At 70.1% G+C, this 16,119-nt stretch carries 12 protein-coding genes; 5 read left to right on the forward strand and 7 right to left on the reverse strand.

What is annotated here, in order from left to right:
- The 6 genes from LJE69_RS05975 to LJE69_RS06000 all read right to left on the reverse strand — a co-directional run.
- Positions 1-1,574: glycosyltransferase (locus tag LJE69_RS05975; protein WP_296922623.1), on the reverse strand; the 1,574-nt coding region annotated here is incomplete at its 3' end.
- Positions 1,575-1,711: 137 nt separating this feature from the next.
- Complete coding sequence (locus LJE69_RS05980; protein ID WP_296922626.1) at positions 1,712-2,062, reverse strand: hypothetical protein; 351 nt, start codon at positions 2,060-2,062, stop codon at positions 1,712-1,714.
- A gap of 187 nt (positions 2,063-2,249) precedes the next feature.
- Positions 2,250-5,273, reverse strand: coding sequence for a hypothetical protein (locus tag LJE69_RS05985; protein WP_296922629.1), 3,024 nt, complete (start codon positions 5,271-5,273; stop codon positions 2,250-2,252).
- Between the two features lie 88 nt (positions 5,274-5,361).
- Positions 5,362-6,705, reverse strand: coding sequence for an amino-acid N-acetyltransferase (gene argA / locus LJE69_RS05990; protein WP_296922632.1), 1,344 nt, complete (start codon positions 6,703-6,705; stop codon positions 5,362-5,364).
- Positions 6,706-6,830: 125 nt separating this feature from the next.
- Complete coding sequence (locus tag LJE69_RS05995; protein WP_296922634.1) at positions 6,831-8,282, reverse strand: sigma-54 dependent transcriptional regulator; 1,452 nt, start codon at positions 8,280-8,282, stop codon at positions 6,831-6,833.
- Between the two features lie 195 nt (positions 8,283-8,477).
- On the reverse strand, positions 8,478-10,142 hold the full coding sequence (locus LJE69_RS06000) for an ATP-binding protein (protein ID WP_296922638.1): 1,665 nt from the start codon (positions 10,140-10,142) through the stop codon (positions 8,478-8,480).
- 103 nt (positions 10,143-10,245) lie between these two features.
- Here LJE69_RS06000 and sucC point away from each other — a divergent pair, with 103 nt between their 5' ends.
- The 3 genes from sucC to LJE69_RS06015 all read left to right on the forward strand — a co-directional run bounded on the left by sucC (position 10,246) and on the right by LJE69_RS06015 (position 13,013).
- Positions 10,246-11,415 (forward strand): ADP-forming succinate--CoA ligase subunit beta, encoded by a 1,170-nt coding sequence (gene sucC / locus LJE69_RS06005; protein WP_296922641.1) that lies wholly within the window; start codon positions 10,246-10,248, stop codon positions 11,413-11,415.
- Positions 11,416-11,580: 165 nt separating this feature from the next.
- On the forward strand, positions 11,581-12,453 hold the full coding sequence (gene sucD / locus LJE69_RS06010) for a succinate--CoA ligase subunit alpha (RefSeq protein ID WP_296922645.1): 873 nt from the start codon (positions 11,581-11,583) through the stop codon (positions 12,451-12,453).
- 221 nt (positions 12,454-12,674) lie between these two features.
- On the forward strand, positions 12,675-13,013 hold the full coding sequence (locus LJE69_RS06015) for a P-II family nitrogen regulator (protein WP_296922647.1): 339 nt from the start codon (positions 12,675-12,677) through the stop codon (positions 13,011-13,013).
- A 332-nt stretch (positions 13,014-13,345) separates the two neighbouring features.
- Here the strand turns inward: LJE69_RS06015 and LJE69_RS06020 are convergent, their stop codons facing one another.
- The gene (locus LJE69_RS06020; protein ID WP_296922650.1) at positions 13,346-14,164 is read right to left on the reverse strand and encodes an outer membrane protein assembly factor BamD; all 819 of its coding nucleotides are present in this window, start codon (positions 14,162-14,164) and stop codon (positions 13,346-13,348) included.
- 132 nt (positions 14,165-14,296) lie between these two features.
- Here LJE69_RS06020 and rluD point away from each other — a divergent pair, with 132 nt between their 5' ends.
- The gene (rluD, locus tag LJE69_RS06025) at positions 14,297-15,220 is read left to right on the forward strand and encodes a 23S rRNA pseudouridine(1911/1915/1917) synthase RluD (RefSeq protein WP_296922727.1); all 924 of its coding nucleotides are present in this window, start codon (positions 14,297-14,299) and stop codon (positions 15,218-15,220) included.
- A complete protein-coding gene (gene pgeF, locus LJE69_RS06030; RefSeq protein WP_296922653.1) occupies positions 15,207-15,971 on the forward strand; it encodes a peptidoglycan editing factor PgeF in 765 nt (254 codons plus the stop codon). The genes rluD and pgeF overlap by 14 nt, the downstream gene beginning before the upstream one ends.
- Positions 15,972-16,119: the final 148 nt, after the last annotated feature.

Genomic DNA, 16,119 nt, shown 5'->3' on the forward strand with positions numbered 1-16,119 from the left:
CGTGGAATGCCATAGCGGCGCATGAGGGTCAGCGCGGAGTCCAGCCGCCGGCCGGTGGCGATGCCGAAGCTGGTGCACTTGCGGTTCTCGCGGATGACGCGGATGAATTCCGCCAGGGCGTCCAGATCGCCAAGCAGGTTCTGGTCCAGGTCGGTGAAGATGGCCCGGTCGTGGTAGAGCATGGGCCGGCGCGTCACCGGCGCCCGCGGCGGCGGTTCCACCCGCTCCAGCAGCGGCATCACCGCCGCCATGTAGCTCTCCGCATGGGCCGGCCACGAGTAGTGCTTCTTGACCCCTTCGATGCCGTTCTTCGCGAACTGGCGCCAGCGGTTGCGGTCGCTCAGCACCTTGAGCAGGGCCTTGGTGATGTCCTTAGTGTCCAGCGGGTCCACCAGGATGCCGTTGCTGCAGTGCTTGACGATGTCGATGGGGCCGCCGTCCTCGGTGGCGACGATGGGCAGCCCGCTGGCGGCAGCCTCGATGAGCGTGAGCCCGAATGGCTCGGTGAGCGCGGGATTGATGAATACACCGCGGGAGGCGGCCGCCAGTTGGTAGAGCACCGGCACCTCGTCGGCGGTGTGGTGCTTGGGGTAGGCGACGCGGCCGTAGAGGTCGTAGAGATCGATGAGGATCAGGATGTCCGTCAGCACCTGCTGTGCGCCCGCGTCCAGCTCGCGGATGTCGTCGCGGTTGCCGGCGACGACGACCAGATTCGCCGCCCGTTGCAGCTCTTCGGACTCGCCATAGGCATCGATGAGCGTGGCGATGTTCTTGCGCTCGTCCGGCCGCGACAGCGCCAGCACCATCGGCTTGCTCGGCTGGTGCAGGAAGCGGCCCAGCTCCTGGGTCATGGCGGCGCGCTGCTCGCGCCCGTCCGGTGGATGGAAGCGCTTCAGGTCCGTGCCCGGCGGGATCACGCTCATGCGCTCGGGCTGGTAGTGGTCGTAGAGCCCGTACTGCTCCTCGATCTCCTGCGTGGTGCTCGTGATCACCAGCGCGGCGGCGCCGAGGGTCTCTTCCTCCGCGTTGATGCGCCGGTCCATGTTGTAGCGCGCGTCGATGGTCTCCTGCTTGATGCCGGAGGCGAGCAGGCGCTGGCGCTTCACGCGGCCCAGGGAATGCCCCGTGTGCACCAGCGGCACCCCGAGCTGCGCGGTGATGCGCGTACCCACGTAGCCGGCGTCGGCGTAGTGGCTGTGCACCAGTTGCGGGAAGGCATCCTGCTCGCGCAGGAAGCCGAGCATGTTGTCCGAGAAGGCGTCCAGGTGGTCCCAGAGCTGCTCCTTGGGCAGATAGCCCGCGGGCCCGGCCTCGATGCGTACGATGCGTGCCCCGTCGCCGAGATCCTCGACGGGCTCGGCGTAGTCGCCGCTGACGTTCGGGTCGTCCACCAGCCGGGTGAACAGGTCGACGCGGTCCACGTCGGGCCGGGCCGCCAGCGCCCGGGCCAGCTCCACCACGTAGAGGATCTGCCCGCCGGTGTCCGCATCGCGGCCGAGCTCCAGGTTCTGCCCGCGGATCAGGCCGTGGACGCTGATCAGGGCGAGGTATGAGGCCGGGGCGGGGTTGGTCATGAGCTTGCCGGGTTGCAGTCGCAGGCCACCAGCCTACCGTCTGCGGGCTCCCGGCTCCAGTCGTATGGCCCACGCAGCCGCTGAGTCGCCGGTCCGGACGGTCGCCGCGCGCGACCGCGACAGGGCGCTGCCGCGGCTCAGACCGTTGCGAAACAGCGCTCCGGGTCCAGGCCGTGACTCACCAGGTGCGGCGCGGACAACAGCGACTGCATTTCCTCGGCCACCCGCCGGTAGCTGAGATACTGCGCGCCGATACGGTAGTTCTGCTGCACCTCGATCTCGGGATGGCGGAAGTGCGCCTCGGGGATGATGTGGCGGCGCTCGGGCGGGCGGTCGTCGCAGAGCCCGGCGATGTAGAAGCAGCGGTGGCCCATGGCCTCAAGCACGGCTGCCCATTTTTCGATTTCGAGGCTGACACCGTCGGTGCCCCTGATGCGGGTGGACACGAAGCCGATGCGCTTCGGGCCGTTCTTCTTGCGGGTGATCATCTGCACTGAGGCCCATTGCAGTGCCCGGCGGGGCCGCCGCCGCGGGCGGGCAGATGCCGCTGTCAGTTCCCGAGTGGATAACTGGGTGGCGCCGCCGCGGTGCGGAGTGTATGCCGGATGGCTGGGTTGCGACAGCGGTGACGGGCAGCAGTCTCGGCTGCCTATGCAACGTCCGGGGGAACGCTGGTCAGGGGCCGCCCTCGGCGAACGGCGCAAGCGAGCCGGCAATGGCCGGCTCGTGTCTCCGGTGGTGCGCCTCGGCGCTTGGCCGAGGGCGCAGTGACCGGTGCGCGTCCGTGCGCGGCATGGCCGTAAAGCTGCCGGCCTCGCCAACGGCCGGGATCTCGCCGGGTGCGGCGGTCGGCATCTCGGCCAGCGCTGGGATTTGCGCCCGCAGCACTGCATCGGCCGCAGCCGTTGCTGTAACCCCACCGGCGTCGGTCGGCCTCGATTTGTGCTCAGGCATGGCCACCCTCATCAGTGCGCCCTCACTGCGTTGTGACAGGGTGCCGGTTGCATCGAGCCGCCCGGCGACGACCTCGATCGGCGGCGAGGCTTCGCCGGGGCGATAGGCATCGAACTTGGCCCGTGCATCGAAAATGTCGAAGCGCCGCTGGTCCCCGCGCACTGCAAGCAGGCCCGACAGGCGCCGCCAGCGCGCGTAGAGGACGCCCTCGTGCCCCGCGGGCTCGGCGACGCCTTTGACGCCCAGGTTCAGCTCCTGGCTGCCTAGCATGGCGTGGGACACCAGGCTGCGGCTGCCGTCGAGCGAGAGCTGGACGTGGCCGGCGATGTCGTGCACTTGGTTCAGGTTGTCGATCCAGCCATGGGTGCCGCGCAGGTTGTCGATGATGGGGACGAGGGGGCGGGCGTCTTTGATGGTGACGTTCGCGCTGGCCGCCAGCGTCAGGGGCTTCTGCCAGTCCACCCGCGCGTCCTTGAGCTCCAGGCGTGCGTGCCAATCGGGGTCGGTGGCGTCGGCGACGGCGCCGTCCACGCGCACCCGGTCCAGCACCAGGGCGGAGCCCGTGATGTCGAAGGCGAGGTCCTCGGGCTCGCCGCCGTGGACGGCGATCTCCGCGCGCAGGTCGCCGCGGATGGCCTCGCCGCCGGCTGTCGCCCGCAGCCCCTCGGCTACCAGCAGGAGCTGGCCGGTGGCGGCGTCGGGCTGTAGCGCGAGGTCGGCGGTCAGGTCCGCGGTGCCGGCGGTGAAGGCGACGCCGCTGTGCGCCGGCAGGTAGGCGTTGAGGCCGGTGAGATCGCGCAGGCGCGCCCGCGGGATGCGCAGGTCCGCCTCGGTGACGGCCGCCGCATCGGCATCGAAGCGGGCGCGGGCGGCGACCTCGAACCGGACCTGGTCCACCAGCGCCTCGGCCTCGTCGCTGCGGCGTAGCCGGCCGTCGTCGATGGCCGCGAAGAGGTCCAGGTCCGGCCGCGCGTCGCCGCGCGCCACGGCCAGCTCCAGCCGGCCGGCACCGGTGGCGACGTGCTCCAGCAGGGTTACTGTAAGCTCACCTGGCCGGCCGACGAGGGACGTGCCCGCGGCCGCTAGGCCATCGGCGAGCCGCAGATCCAGATCCAGCTCGCCGCCGCCGGTCAGGCTGAGGCCGAAGGGTCGGTGCAGCAGGCGCGCGATCCAGTCCAACTCCGAAACCGAGAGACGCGCGTCGAGTCGACCGTCGGCCGCCGCAAGCAGCGCGCCGAAGCCGTCGCGGCCGACCCGCCGCGCGAGGTAGAGCATCGCCCCGTCGGCGGCCGATGGCGGGGGTCTGCCGGCGTCCTGGTTCCCCGCGCCCTGATCCTCGGGCCGTGAGGCATCGGCGCCCGGTAGCGGCACCGCGAAGTGGCCGTCAGTGATAGCGAGGCGAGCATTCCAGACGGTGCCCCGGCCAAGGTCGTCGGCGACGGTGACATGCGCGCGGTCGAGCCTGAGATGACTGCCAGCTAGGTCCAATGCGGCGCCGCCAGCCTCGTGGCCATGTGCCCGAAGTCTGAGGTCGAGGTCGCTGGCGAAGCGCACATCGCCGTGGGCGAGGTCGGCGTCGCGGGAGGTGACCCGCAGATCAAGCGCCAGGGCCTCACGGCTGACGCTGGCGTGACCCGTGAGTCTGCCAGTGCCGCCGTGCACCCGAAGGCCCCACTTGGCCGGCAGCAGCCGCTCCAGCGCGGCCAGGTCCGGCACCTGCACGGGCGGGATGTCGAGGATGAGCCGGGTCGCTGCGCGTGCGGATGCCTCGGGGCGGACCTCTTCCGGCAGGTCGATCATGAGCGCCAGATCGCGGCCGCGGAAGAGCGGCTGCGGCGCTTCGGTGTCGGCCCGGTGCACGAAGGCATCCACCGCCGCGAAGCGGATGGTCATGTCGCCGGCGTCGTCGGGCTGATCCCGCAGCTCGATGGTGCCATCGCCGTCAAAGCGCAGTCCGCCCAGGTGCACGCCGAGGGGGTCGGCCGTGACCGTCAGGGTCGTGTCCCGGCGCAGGTCGCCGCGGGTCAGGTGCAGCCGGCCCCGCATGCGGCCGCGGCCGGACAGTTCCAGGTCCTGCGCCGCGCCGTGATAGAGGTTCAGGAAGTGCAGGCTTGCCAGCGGCAGGTCCATCCGCGCGTCGACGGACAACGCCTGCAGTAGCGTGACGCCGTCCAAGGCGTCGAGAGCGACATTGGGCAGCCCCGCCTCGCCGCGGAGCCAACCCGCGTCGGCCACCGGGGGCTCGTCTGCAATGGCGAGCCGCCGGAGCTTCAGGTCCAGATCGGCGCCAGCGATGGTCAGCGTATTCCTGTTGGTATCGATGTCGAGCGACCAGCCGAGCCGGCCGTCGAGTGCTGCGCGCAACTGTGCCAGCCAGAGCGTGATACCTCCCTCGATACGGATGTCGTCGAGGACGAGCATGGGTGTGGGGCTGCCCGTCACGGGCGGCCCCGCGGGTGCGTTTGGGTCGCGGTTGCGGATCACCGGATAGAAGTCCCGCAGGGCACGGGCCGTCGCTGCATCTTCGCTCTGCGTCTGCAGTCGGGGACGCAGGCGCAGATCGGGATTCCGCAGCCGGATGTGGTGCAGGTGCACTGTTCCGCGCAGCAGCGCCCAGGGCGACACCGACGCAGCGACGTCCGGCGTGTCCAATTGCCATTGGAGATCCGGGGTTTGCCCGTCCGCGGCGAGCCCGCGGATCTCGATGTGCGGGGGGTACCAGGACCAGGCGCGTTGCCAGGTCACCGCGAAGCGCTCGGGTGCGATGGCGTTGAGCCTGGCGTGAAGGCTCGGCAGGTTAAGCGCAGCGTTGTCGGTCTGAGGCAGGGCCTTGCTAGGTATGGCCGCGCAGATCCTTGAGATAGACCTGGGAATTGCGCTTCGCGTTGTAGGCGGCGCGCCGGTCGGGCGGCAGGGCATCCACGGTGGCCGGCTCGAAGCCGCGCTCGCGGAACCAGTGCGCGGTCTGGGTGGTGAGCACGAAGAGCCGGCTCAGGCCGCGCTCGCGGGCCAGCGCCTCCATGCGCGCCAGGAGTTTGTCGCCGCGCCCACGCGCCCGGTAGTCCGGGTGCACGGCCACGCAGGCGAGCTCGCCGATGCCCTGCTCGGGCCAGCAGAACAGGGCCGCGCAGGAGATGACGGTGCCGTCGCGCTCGGTGACCGAGAAGCGGTCGATGACGGGCTCCAGGTCCTCGCGCGGGCGCGGCACCAGCACGCCGGCCTGCTCCAGCGGCTCCAGCAGCGCGCGGATGCCAGGGATGTCGTCGATGCGCGCGGGGCGCAGTTCCTCGAAGGGCCGGTCGGAGATCAGGGTCCCGGCGCCGTCGCGGGTGAACAGCTCCTGTAGCAGGGCGCCGTCCTGGCCGCGCGGGATCAGATGCACGCGGCGGATGCCGCTGCGGCAGGCGTCGGCGCCGGCGCGCAGCGCCTGAGCCAGCTCCTCCGGTGGGTTGGGGTCGGCGGCGAGCAGGGCGTCCACGTCGGCGGCGAGCAGGTTGGACGCCGGCGCGTCATCGGTGCCGGTGATGCCGTCGCCCTCCACCAGAAAGATGAGCTTGTCCGCGCCGAGCGCCACCGCGGCCGCACGCGCCACGTCCGCCGCGGCGAGGTTGAACACCTCGCCGGTGGGGGAGTAGCCGATGGGCGGCATCAGCGCCACGGCGCCGGCGTCCAGCGCGGACTTGAGCGTGTCGCGGTCGATGCGCCGCACCTTGCCAGTGTGCATGTAGTCCACGCCGTCGAGCACGCCGATGGGGCGGGCGATGACGAAGTTGCCGGAGGCCACAGGGATGCGCACCCCCGCCATGGGCGAGTTGGCGAGACCCATGGACAGGAGCGCCTCCAACTCCACCCGCGCGCTGCCGGCGGCGTCCTTGACACAGGCGAGCGCGGCATCGTCGGTGATGCGCAGATCACCGGCGTAGCGCCATTCCGTGCCGCGCTCGGCCAGTCGGCGCTCGATCTGCGGGCGGGCGCCGTGCACGAGTATCAGCCGGATACCGAGGCCGTGCAGCAGCGCGATGTCGTGTACCAGCGCCGGCAGTTGTGGGTCGTCCAGGGCCTCGCCGCCGAAGGCGATGACGAAGGTGCGGCCGCGGTGGGCATGGATGTAGGGCGTGCACTGGCGAAACCAGTGCGCGAAAGGGGAGGCGGCGGGGAGGCTGGTGGCGGCTGACACGGCTCGGGCACCCGGCGGTTGCGGCTGAACGGCTGCCGGGCGATGCGCATGCCGGCAGCACCCGTGCCGGCTCCGTGGCGGCACCCTGGAGCGCGGCTGCGCGGTGAAACGGACGCGTTGGGCGTTCAGTCCAGCCCGAGCTTGCCGAGGCGGTAGCGCAGCGAGCGCGGCGTCATGCCGAGCAGCTTGGCCGCGGCGGTGCGGTTCCAGTGGGTGGTATCCAGGGCCTTGAGTATGGCCTTTTTCTCGATCTCGTCCAGCTTTGCCTCCAGTGGGCGGTCGCCGATGTCGATGTCGGCGCCGCTCGCGCCCTGCGCGGTGGGCTGCTCCGCAGCCGTCTCCGTTGCCGGCGCCGCGCGCTCGGGCGGGTCGTTGCCGGCGGCGCCGGCCTGCGCATGGCCCTGCGGCGGTGCCTGCGACGGTGCATGCAATTGGGGCAAGCGCAGGTCGGCGACGTCCAGCACGGGCGCGTCGGACAGGGCCGTGGCGCGTTCCAGGATGTTCTCCAACTCACGGACGTTGCCGGGGAAGTCATGGCCATGCAGCGCCTGGCGCGCCGCCTCGGAAAGGCGTTGCGGCTCGCCTCCGCCCTGCCCGGCGATGCGCCCGAGGATGTGCGTGGCGAGCACGTCGATATCCTCGATGCGCTCGCGCAGCGGCGCGATGCAGAGCTCGATGACGTTGATCCGGTAGAAGAGGTCCTGGCGGAAGGCGCCGCGGTCAACGGCTTGCTTCAGATCGTGGTGACTGGCGCTGATGATGCGCACGTCCACCGGGATCTCCTGCTCCGCGCCCACCGGGCGGACGCTCTTCTGCTGGATGGCGCGCAGCAGCTTCACCTGCATCGGCAGCGGCAGGTCCGCGATCTCGTCCAGGAACAGGGTGCCGCCGCGGGCCGCCTGGAACAGGCCCTGCTTGTCGGCCACGGCCCCGGTGAAGCTGCCCTTGCGGTGGCCGAAGAGCTCACTCTCCACCAGCTCGCCCGGAATCGCGCCGCAGTTGACCGGCACGAAGGATGCCTCGGCCCGCGGGCCGAGGGCGTGGATCAGCCGTGCCGCCAGCTCCTTGCCGGTGCCGCTCTCGCCACCGATGAACACCGGCGCTTGGTTGCGGGCGAGCTTGGCGACGAGCGCGCGGATCTCCTGCATGTGCGCCGAGGTGCCGAGCAGGCCGCAGTCACTGCCGTCGGCGCTGGTGGCGGCGGACGGCGCGTGCAGCCTGAGGGCGGCGCCGATGAGGTCGCGCAGCACGTGTAGGTCCACCGGCTTGGCGACGAAATCGAACGCCCCTGCCTTCATCGCGGCGACGGCGGACTCCATGTTGCCGTAGGCGGTGATGACGGCGACCGGGGTCTCCGGGTGGTGCTCGCCGATCTCGCGCACCAGCTCGATGCCGTCGCCGTCCGGTAGGCGCATGTCTGTGAGGCAGAGATCGAAGCTGCGCTGCGCCAGCAGCGCGCGGGCCTGGTTCAGGTTGCCGGCGGTGGCGGCGTCGACGCCAAGCCGCGCGCAGGTGATGCTGACCAGTTCCAGGATGTCGGGTTCGTCGTCGACGATCAGCGCTGTGGCTCGGCTCATGATGTCGGTGCAGGTGTCTTGCGACCGCTGCCGGCGCCACAGCCGGACCGCGGTCGAAACTGAGACATGATGGATGATGCCGCGATGCGATGGTCGTCCCAGCCGGTGATGGTGTGCGCCCGCGTGGCCGCGGTGCCGCAGGCGAGCCCTGTTGGCGGCCCGAGCTGCTCTAGGCGGCGGCTTCAGGTGGCTGCTTCAGGCGGTCGTGTCCGCCTCCGGCGAATCCATGAGTACTGGTCCAAACGTCAAGCGAAAGCGGCCTTCCGTCGGCTCTTGGACAATATACTCCAAGCGCACGCCATTCGCTTCCGCCAACTCCCGCGCGATGTACAAACCGAGACCTGTGCCACTTGTCGACGTGGTGAAGAAGGGCTCGAACACTTGTCGGCGGTTCTCCTTCGGGATGCCCGGTCCGTCGTCCACGACCTCCAGGTAGGTTGTTCCGGATTGTGCGTCGCGCCCGGCGCGCAGCACCGTCTGCGCCGGCATGCCGCCGCGCGCGCCGTGCTTGAAGGCGTTGTCGCAGAGGTTGCGCAGGATCTGGCCCAGATGCCGCGTGTCGATGCGCAGCTGCAGCGATGCCACGTCGGTACGCACGTGCAGGCGATCAGCGCAGTCGGGGTGGTTGTCGCGATATTCGTCGGCAAAGCCTTCGAGCCAGGTGGCGAGGTTGATGTCGGTGCGCTCGGCGGCATGGCGCCGGGAGAGCTCCAGGATGCTGGTCACCGTCTCGTCGATGCGTAGCGCATTGCGCTCGAGGATGGCGAGCAGATTGGCGTCCGCCTCGGAGATGGTGTCGGATTCCGCCAGCAGCTGCGCCGCATGGGTCACCGACGACAGCGGGTTGCGGATGTTGTGGGCGATGCTGGCGGTGAGCCGGCCGAGGGCGGCGAGCTTCATCTCTTGTGCCTGGCGCAGCAGCTCGCGGTGATCGCGCAGGTAGATGAGTGCGCCGTTGGCGCGGCTCTCGCCGAGCAGCGTGAGGCTCGGCAGCACCTCCGAATCGCCGAGCTGCACCAGTTCGTCCTCATCCGCGCCGCGGCCGCCGTCGCGCAGCCGGCGCAGGAACCAGTCCCGCAGCGCCGGGGCGAGCAGGAACAGGCTGTCGCCGGGCTCCGCCTTTGGCGCGCCCAGCAGTTGGCGCGCGGCGTTGTTCAGCAGCAGCAGCCGGCGCTCGCCGTCGATGGCGACGACGCCCATGGCCATGCGCTGGATCACGTACTCGTTGAGCCGTGACAGGTCGGCGATGTCGAGCTTGCGCCGCGCGGCGATGCGCTCGGTCTCGCGCAGGCGCCGCGTCATCACGTGCGCCAGCAGGGCCACGGCGAAGTAGGTCAGCCCGAGCAGCCCCGCCTGGGTGTAGGTGCCCGCCTGGGTGCCGACATAGAGCTCCGAGTAGACCTGCTGGGTGATGACGGCGAGCGTCGCCAGTGATGCGAACAACAGCGACAGTCGGCCCTCCATCAGGATGGCTCCGGCGATGACGGCAATGGCCGGCAGCAGGCCGAGACCGCTCGCGACGCCGCCGGCGAGATGCATCAACAGGGTGTAGACGACGATGTCCAGGAAGATCGCGAGCTGGATCTGCTGCTCACGCATCGGCCGCGCCGCGCCCATCATCAGGCCGCCGACCAGGATCGACAGGCCCTCCAAGGCGAGGAGAATGCGCGCAGGGGTGGTGGTGGCCTCTGTCCCCAGCCAGGGCTGCTCTTCCGGATAAGAGAACAGGAGCGCGAGCAGCGCCGCCAGTACCAGCCGGTACAGGAACAGCCAGGTCAGGGCGCTGTCCGCGCGGAACACCCGTTGGGTCGGGTCGCCACGGTTTTGCCGGTGGCCGATCCCGGCAGGGTTGCCGGTCATGCTCCGTGACAAGATTTCGCTCGCCTTTGCCAGTTGCCGATGGGTTGGCACAGAATAGCCGGATGAGCACTCGGCCCCCAGTCCATCGTCAGCGGACCCACCCATGAACCTGCATGAGTTTCAGGCCAAAGCGCTGTTGGCGCGCTACGGTGTTCCGGTACCGCCGGGACGGGTGGCGCGCGGCGCCGACGAGGCAATGACGGCGGCCCGGGCGCTGGGCGGCTCGGCCTGGGTGGTGAAGGCCCAGGTACACGCGGGCGGTCGCGGCAAGGCGGGCGGTATCCGGCGCTGTGTGGACATCGCGCAGGTGGGCGCCGCCGCCGAGGCGCTGATCGGTTCACGGCTGGTCACCCATCAGAGCGCCGCGGACGGGCTGCCGGTGGTGCAGGTGCTGGTGGAGACGGCCACCGAGATCGAGCGGGAGCTGTATCTCGCCGCACTGGTGGACCGCGCCGCGGGCCGGGTGGCCTTCATGGCCTCCGCCGCCGGCGGCATGGACATCGAGACCGTTGCCGCCGAGACACCGGAGCGCCTGTTGCTGACCCGCGTGGACCCCGTCATCGGGCTGCTGCCCTGGCAGGCGCGCCGGCTCGGCTACGGGCTCGGGCTCGACAAGGCGCAGGTGGGCGAGCTGGCCAAGCTGATGCAGGGCATGGACCGGCTGCTGCAGGCGGCCGATGCGAGCCTGGTGGAGATCAACCCCCTGGTGGTCGCGGCCGACGGTGCGCTGCTGGCGCTGGACGCCAAGGTCAACCTCGATGACAACGCCCTCTACCGCCATGCCGACCTTGCCGCGCTGCGCGACCCGGCGCAGGCCGACCCGCGCGAGCTCGCGGCAGCCGAGCACCAGCTCAATTACATCGCGCTCAGCGGCGACATCGGCTGCATGGTGAATGGCGCCGGCCTGGCCATGGCCACCATGGACCTGGTCCAGCTTCACGGCGGTGCGCCCGCCAATTTCCTCGACGTCGGCGGCGGCACCAACGCGGAGCGCGTCGCCGAGGCCTTCAAGCTGATCCTCAGTGATGGCAGCGTGCGCGCGGTGCTGGTGAACATCTTCGGCGGCATCGTCCGCTGCGATCTCATCGCCGAGGGCATCATCGCCGCCGCCCGCGAGGTGGCGCTGGACGTACCGCTGGTGGTGCGCCTGGAGGGCACCCGGGCCGCCGAGGGGCTGGCGCTACTGGCCGCCAGCGGCCTGGCGCTGACCACCGCCAGCAGCCTGGCGGAGGCGGCCCGGCTCGCGGTCGCCGCGGCGCGCGGACCCGCTTAGGCGCTGCGTGTTGGTCAGGTCTGTCAAGATCGATGCCGATTTCGATCCCGATTCGGATTCGGATCGGTGCGTTTTTCGTGCGTCAGCGTTGCCCTGGCAGGCTTTCTGCCTAGCGGCTCACGCTGCATATTTCTGCGTTTTTGGGCTACATCCGGGAGCACCGACATGGGTGTGCTGGTCGACGCCGACACCAAGGTCATCTGCCAGGGCTTCACCGGCAAGCAGGGCACCTTTCATAGTGAGCAGGCCATCGCCTACGGCACGCGGCTGGTGGGCGGGGTCACGCCAGGCAAGGGTGGTCAGCGTCACCTGGACCGGCCGGTGTTCGACACCGTTCACGATGCGGTAGCCGCCACCGGTGCCGATGCCAGCATGATCTACGTGCCGGCGCCCTTCGCCGCGGACGCGATCATGGAGGCAGCGGACGCGGGAATCCGCGTCATCGTGTGTATCACCGAGGGCATTCCGGTGCTGGACATGCTGCGCGTGCGCGCCGCGCTCAGCGGACGCGACTGCGTGCTGATTGGCCCCAATTGCCCCGGCATCATCACCCCGGGGGCGTGCAAGATCGGCATCATGCCGGGCCCCATTCACAGCCCGGGGCGTGTCGGCATCGTCTCCCGGTCGGGCACGCTGACCTACGAGGCGGTGCACCAGACCAGTGTCGCCGGTCTCGGCCAGAGCACCTGCATCGGCATTGGCGGCGACCCGATCGGGGGGCTGGACTTCATCGACTGCCTGGCGCTGTTCGAGGACGACCCGCAGACCGAGGCGGTGCTGCTGGTGGGGGAGATCGGCGGCGATGCCGAGGAGCGGGCCGCCGCCCACATCGCCGAGCGGATCACAAAGCCAGTGGTGGCCTACATCGCCGGTGTCACGGCACCGCCGGGCAAGCGCATGGGCCATGCCGGGGCCATCGTCAGCGGCGGTGCCGGCACCGCCGAGGGCAAGTATCGCGCCCTCGACCACGCCGGCGTCACCACGGTCCGCTCGCCGGCGGAGATGGGCGCGGCGGTCGCCGCGGCCTTGAGCGGCTGATTATGGGCGCGGCCCGTGCGGGAGCGGCTTGTGGGAGCGGCACTCTCGGTGCCGCGACCGGCGCGCCTTGAGGAACTGACCCACGCCGCCGGCGGAGCAGCAGGACTGGAACAACCCGGTTCGAGCTTGTGGAAGCCGGCGTGGCCTGCGGCTGGTGCCGACGGCGGTGCGCTCTTATACTTCGGTTCGTTGCCTGTCCAGATTTCCAGCCGGAGGACCCGATGAAAAAAGTCGAAGCCATTATCAAGCCATTCAAGCTCGACGACGTGCGCGAGGCGCTGTCACAGGCGGGCATCACCGGCATGACTGCCATCGAGGTCAAGGGCTTCGGCCGCCAAAAGGGCCACACCGAGCTCTACCGCGGCGCCGAGTACGTCGTGGATTTCCTGCCCAAGGTGAAGATCGAGCTGGTGGTCGCCGACGAGCAGCTCGATGTCTGTGTCGAGGCGGTCACCAAGGCGGCCCGCACGGGCAAGATCGGTGACGGCAAGATCTTCGTCAGCAGCGTCGACCGCGTGGTGCGCATCCGCACGGGGGAGGAGAACGAGGCCGCCGTCTGAGAGCCGCGACCGCCGGCCGGGGTTCGGGCAGCTTAGCTTATCCGGCCGTTTGGACTCGACGGCATCCCCAACTTGCCCGCCTGGCTCGCCCGCCTGGCTCATCCGCCTGGCTTAGCGGCCCGGCTGATCGTCTGGCTCACCCGGCCAGCTCAGCCCAGCCGCCTTGGTCCAGCCGGCCTGGCTCACCCACCCGGCAGCTCACCGGCCCCGTTCAGCCTGACGGCGCACCGGCGCATGGACCTGCGTCGGTGAATCCGGGCCGGCCGGTCCGGGGCATGGCGGCGGCGCGGGGTGTCTCGCCGGCGCCGGCGCCGGCCCGGATGTGGCCGGCATTAGTTCTCGTCCAGTCCCAGATAATTCCAGAGGCGCCGGCTCAAGCTGACCTCGCCCGGCGGGGTGGTTTCCTTGACGAACCGCCCCTCGCGGCGGTTCAGCTCCAGCACGCGGGTGGCATCCGCCGCCAAGTCTTTCTTGCCGAGTCGATCGTAGGCATCGATCAGTACCTCCAGCGCCTCCTCCACCGCGGGCGTGCGCTGGAAGCGCTCGATCACGTACTGCGCCCGGTTGGCGGCCGCCAGGTAGGCGCCGCGCTTCATGTAGTAGCGCGCTACGTTCACCTCGCTCTGGGCGAGGTTGTTGCGCAGGTAGAGCATGCGTTGGCGTGCGTCCGCGGCATACTTGCTGTTCGGGAAGCGCCGCACCAACTCGGCGAAGTCCTCGAACGCGTCTAGCGCGGAACCCGGATCGCGCTGTGACTGATCGGTTGGCAGGAGGCGGTCCACGAAGCCGACGCTGCGGTTGTAGTTGACGATGCCTTTCAGGTAGTAGGCATAGTCCACGTACGGATTCTGCGGATACAGCTTGATGAAGCGGTCCGCGGCGGCGATGGCCTCCTCGGGCTCTTCCGCCTTGTAGTGGGCGTAGGCGACATCCAATTGCCCCTGCATCGCATAGCGACCGAAGGGGTAGCGGGTCTCGAGCTTCTCGTAGAGCTCGATCGCGCGTTTGTAGTCGCCCGAGTCCAGTTCCTTGGCGGCCTTGTTATAGAGCTCGGCGGCGCTCCAGCCCTCGGTCTCATCGTAGTCTTTGCCGATGATGCCGCAGCCGGAAAGACCGATAGCGAGCAGAAAGATTAGCAGGGCTGCGCGCATCGACGCCCCGTGGCAGGTTGCAACAAAGCCCAGCATTGTAGCGAATCTTAGGTGAGTGACACAGAACAGCTATCCGTCGACGGTGACGACGCCGACTTGACGGACACGGCGTCCGACACGCGAGGCACTTTCATCGACAGGGTGCTCAGTATCGCCCCGTCGCATGCCGGCCAGCGTCTCGACCAGGTACTGGCCGGGCGTCTGCCGGATTTCTCCCGCGGGCGCATCCAGGGCTGGATCGACACCGGCATGGTAGAGCTCGATGGGCGGCCGACCAAGCGCAGCGCCCGGGTCCTCGGCGGCGAGCGCGTGCGCATTCGCGCCTGGCTCCCGGACCTGGAGGCGCACGCCCCCGAGGCCATGGACCTCGATGTCGTGTACGAGGATGCGCACCTGTTGGCCATCGACAAGCCGGCCGGGCTGGTGGTGCACCCGGCCGCCGGCAATTGGTCGGGCACCCTGCTGAACGGGCTGCTGCACCACGCGCCCGCGCTGGCCGCGCTGCCGCGCTGCGGCATCGTGCATCGGCTCGACAAGGATACGAGCGGTCTCTTGGTGGTGGCGAAGACACTGCTGGCACACAAGTCGCTCGTGGATCAGCTGCGCGAGCGCACCGTCGTCCGCGAGTATCGTGCGCTGGCGGTGGGCGAGCTCAGCGCCGGCGGCACGGTCGATGCGCCCATTGGGCGCCACCCGGTGCGGCGGACGGCGATGGCGGTGGTGGGCTCGGGCAAGCCTGCCGTCACCGACTACCGGGTGCTGGCGCGCTACGCCGGCTACACGCTGCTCGCCGTGCGCCTCAAGACCGGGCGCACCCATCAGATCCGGGTGCACATGGCCCACATCGGTCATCCGCTGGTGGGCGATCCGGTGTATGGCAGACGTGCCGTGGCTGGCAACGCCGCGCCGCACTCCTTTCCGCGCCAGGCATTGCATGCCATCCGGCTCGGCCTGGTGCATCCGCAGACCGGCACGCCCATGGCCTGGGAGGTGCCGATGGCGGCCGACCTTGCGTCGTTGCTGACCGTGCTCGAGGCCCGCCATGACCACCGATGAGCTCATCCTGCCGGACTGGCCGGCGCCCGCCAACGTCCGCGCCTGCACCAGCACACGCCGCGGCGGGGTCAGTGGTGGCCCGTTCGCGTCGCTGAACCTCGCCGCGCACGTCGGCGACGACGCTGCGGCCGTGGCTGCCAACCGACGGCGTCTGCGTGCTGTGCTGGACCTCCCGGCCGAGCCGCTGTGGCTGTCTCAGGTGCATGGCTGCGAGGCGGTGTCGGCGGACCGCGGCCCTGCCGCGGCCCGCGGTGAGCCGCCGGTGGCCGACGCGGCGGTGAGCCGGGCGCCTGGCCGTGTGTGCGCCGTGCTCACTGCGGACTGTCTGCCGCTCCTGCTGTGCGACCGCGCTGGCACCACCTGCGCGGCGGTGCACGCCGGCTGGCGGGGGCTGCATCGGGGGGTTATCGAGGCGACACTGGCGCGGCTCGGCGTGCCCGGGTCCGAGCTTCTGGCCTGGCTCGGCCCCGCCATCGGTCCGGCGCGCTTCGAGGTTGGGCCGGAGGTGCGCGCGGCCTTCCTGCAACAGGACGCGGCGGCCGCGTCGGCGTTCCGCGCGGGTGCCGGCGATCGCTGGCTTGCGGACCTCTACGCGCTGGCCCGGCTGCGGCTCTCCGCGGCGGGGGTCAGCGCCGTCAGTGGCGGCGACCTCTGTACCCTGAGCGATCGGGAGCGCTTCTTCTCGTATCGGCGCGACGGGCGCACGGGGCGCATGGCGACGCTGATTTGGCTCACGAGGAGCGCCGGTTGAAGGTGCGGGTGCGCGGAATTCCCGGGCTCGCCGGCGGTCAAAACCCGGCATTTACTCCCGGCGTGATCGGCGGATAGCCCGCTGTGTCGTTGAACTTATTGGGATCTATCGTTACTGTCGGTGCTTGGACGGTGCTTCCGACACTGCC

Origin of the sequence: Thiohalocapsa sp. (assembly GCF_022340605.1) — a bacterium.
Classification (GTDB): Bacteria; Pseudomonadota; Gammaproteobacteria; order Chromatiales; family Chromatiaceae; genus Thiohalocapsa.

Bases quoted from the DNA above. Each gene is read 5' to 3' on its own strand.
- LJE69_RS05980 (WP_296922626.1), bottom strand. From the start codon at position 2,062: ATGATCACCCGCAAGAAGAACGGCCCGAAGCGCATCGGCTTCGTGTCC.
- LJE69_RS05995 (WP_296922634.1), bottom strand. From the start codon at position 8,282: ATGAGCCGAGCCACAGCGCTGATCGTCGACGACGAACCCGACATCCTG.
- LJE69_RS06000 (WP_296922638.1), bottom strand. From the start codon at position 10,142: ATGACCGGCAACCCTGCCGGGATCGGCCACCGGCAAAACCGTGGCGAC.
- sucC (WP_296922641.1), top strand. From the start codon at position 10,246: ATGAACCTGCATGAGTTTCAGGCCAAAGCGCTGTTGGCGCGCTACGGT.
- sucD (WP_296922645.1), top strand. From the start codon at position 11,581: ATGGGTGTGCTGGTCGACGCCGACACCAAGGTCATCTGCCAGGGCTTC.
- LJE69_RS06015 (WP_296922647.1), top strand. From the start codon at position 12,675: ATGAAAAAAGTCGAAGCCATTATCAAGCCATTCAAGCTCGACGACGTG.
- LJE69_RS06020 (WP_296922650.1), bottom strand. From the start codon at position 14,164: ATGCGCGCAGCCCTGCTAATCTTTCTGCTCGCTATCGGTCTTTCCGGC.
- pgeF (WP_296922653.1), top strand. From the start codon at position 15,207: ATGACCACCGATGAGCTCATCCTGCCGGACTGGCCGGCGCCCGCCAAC.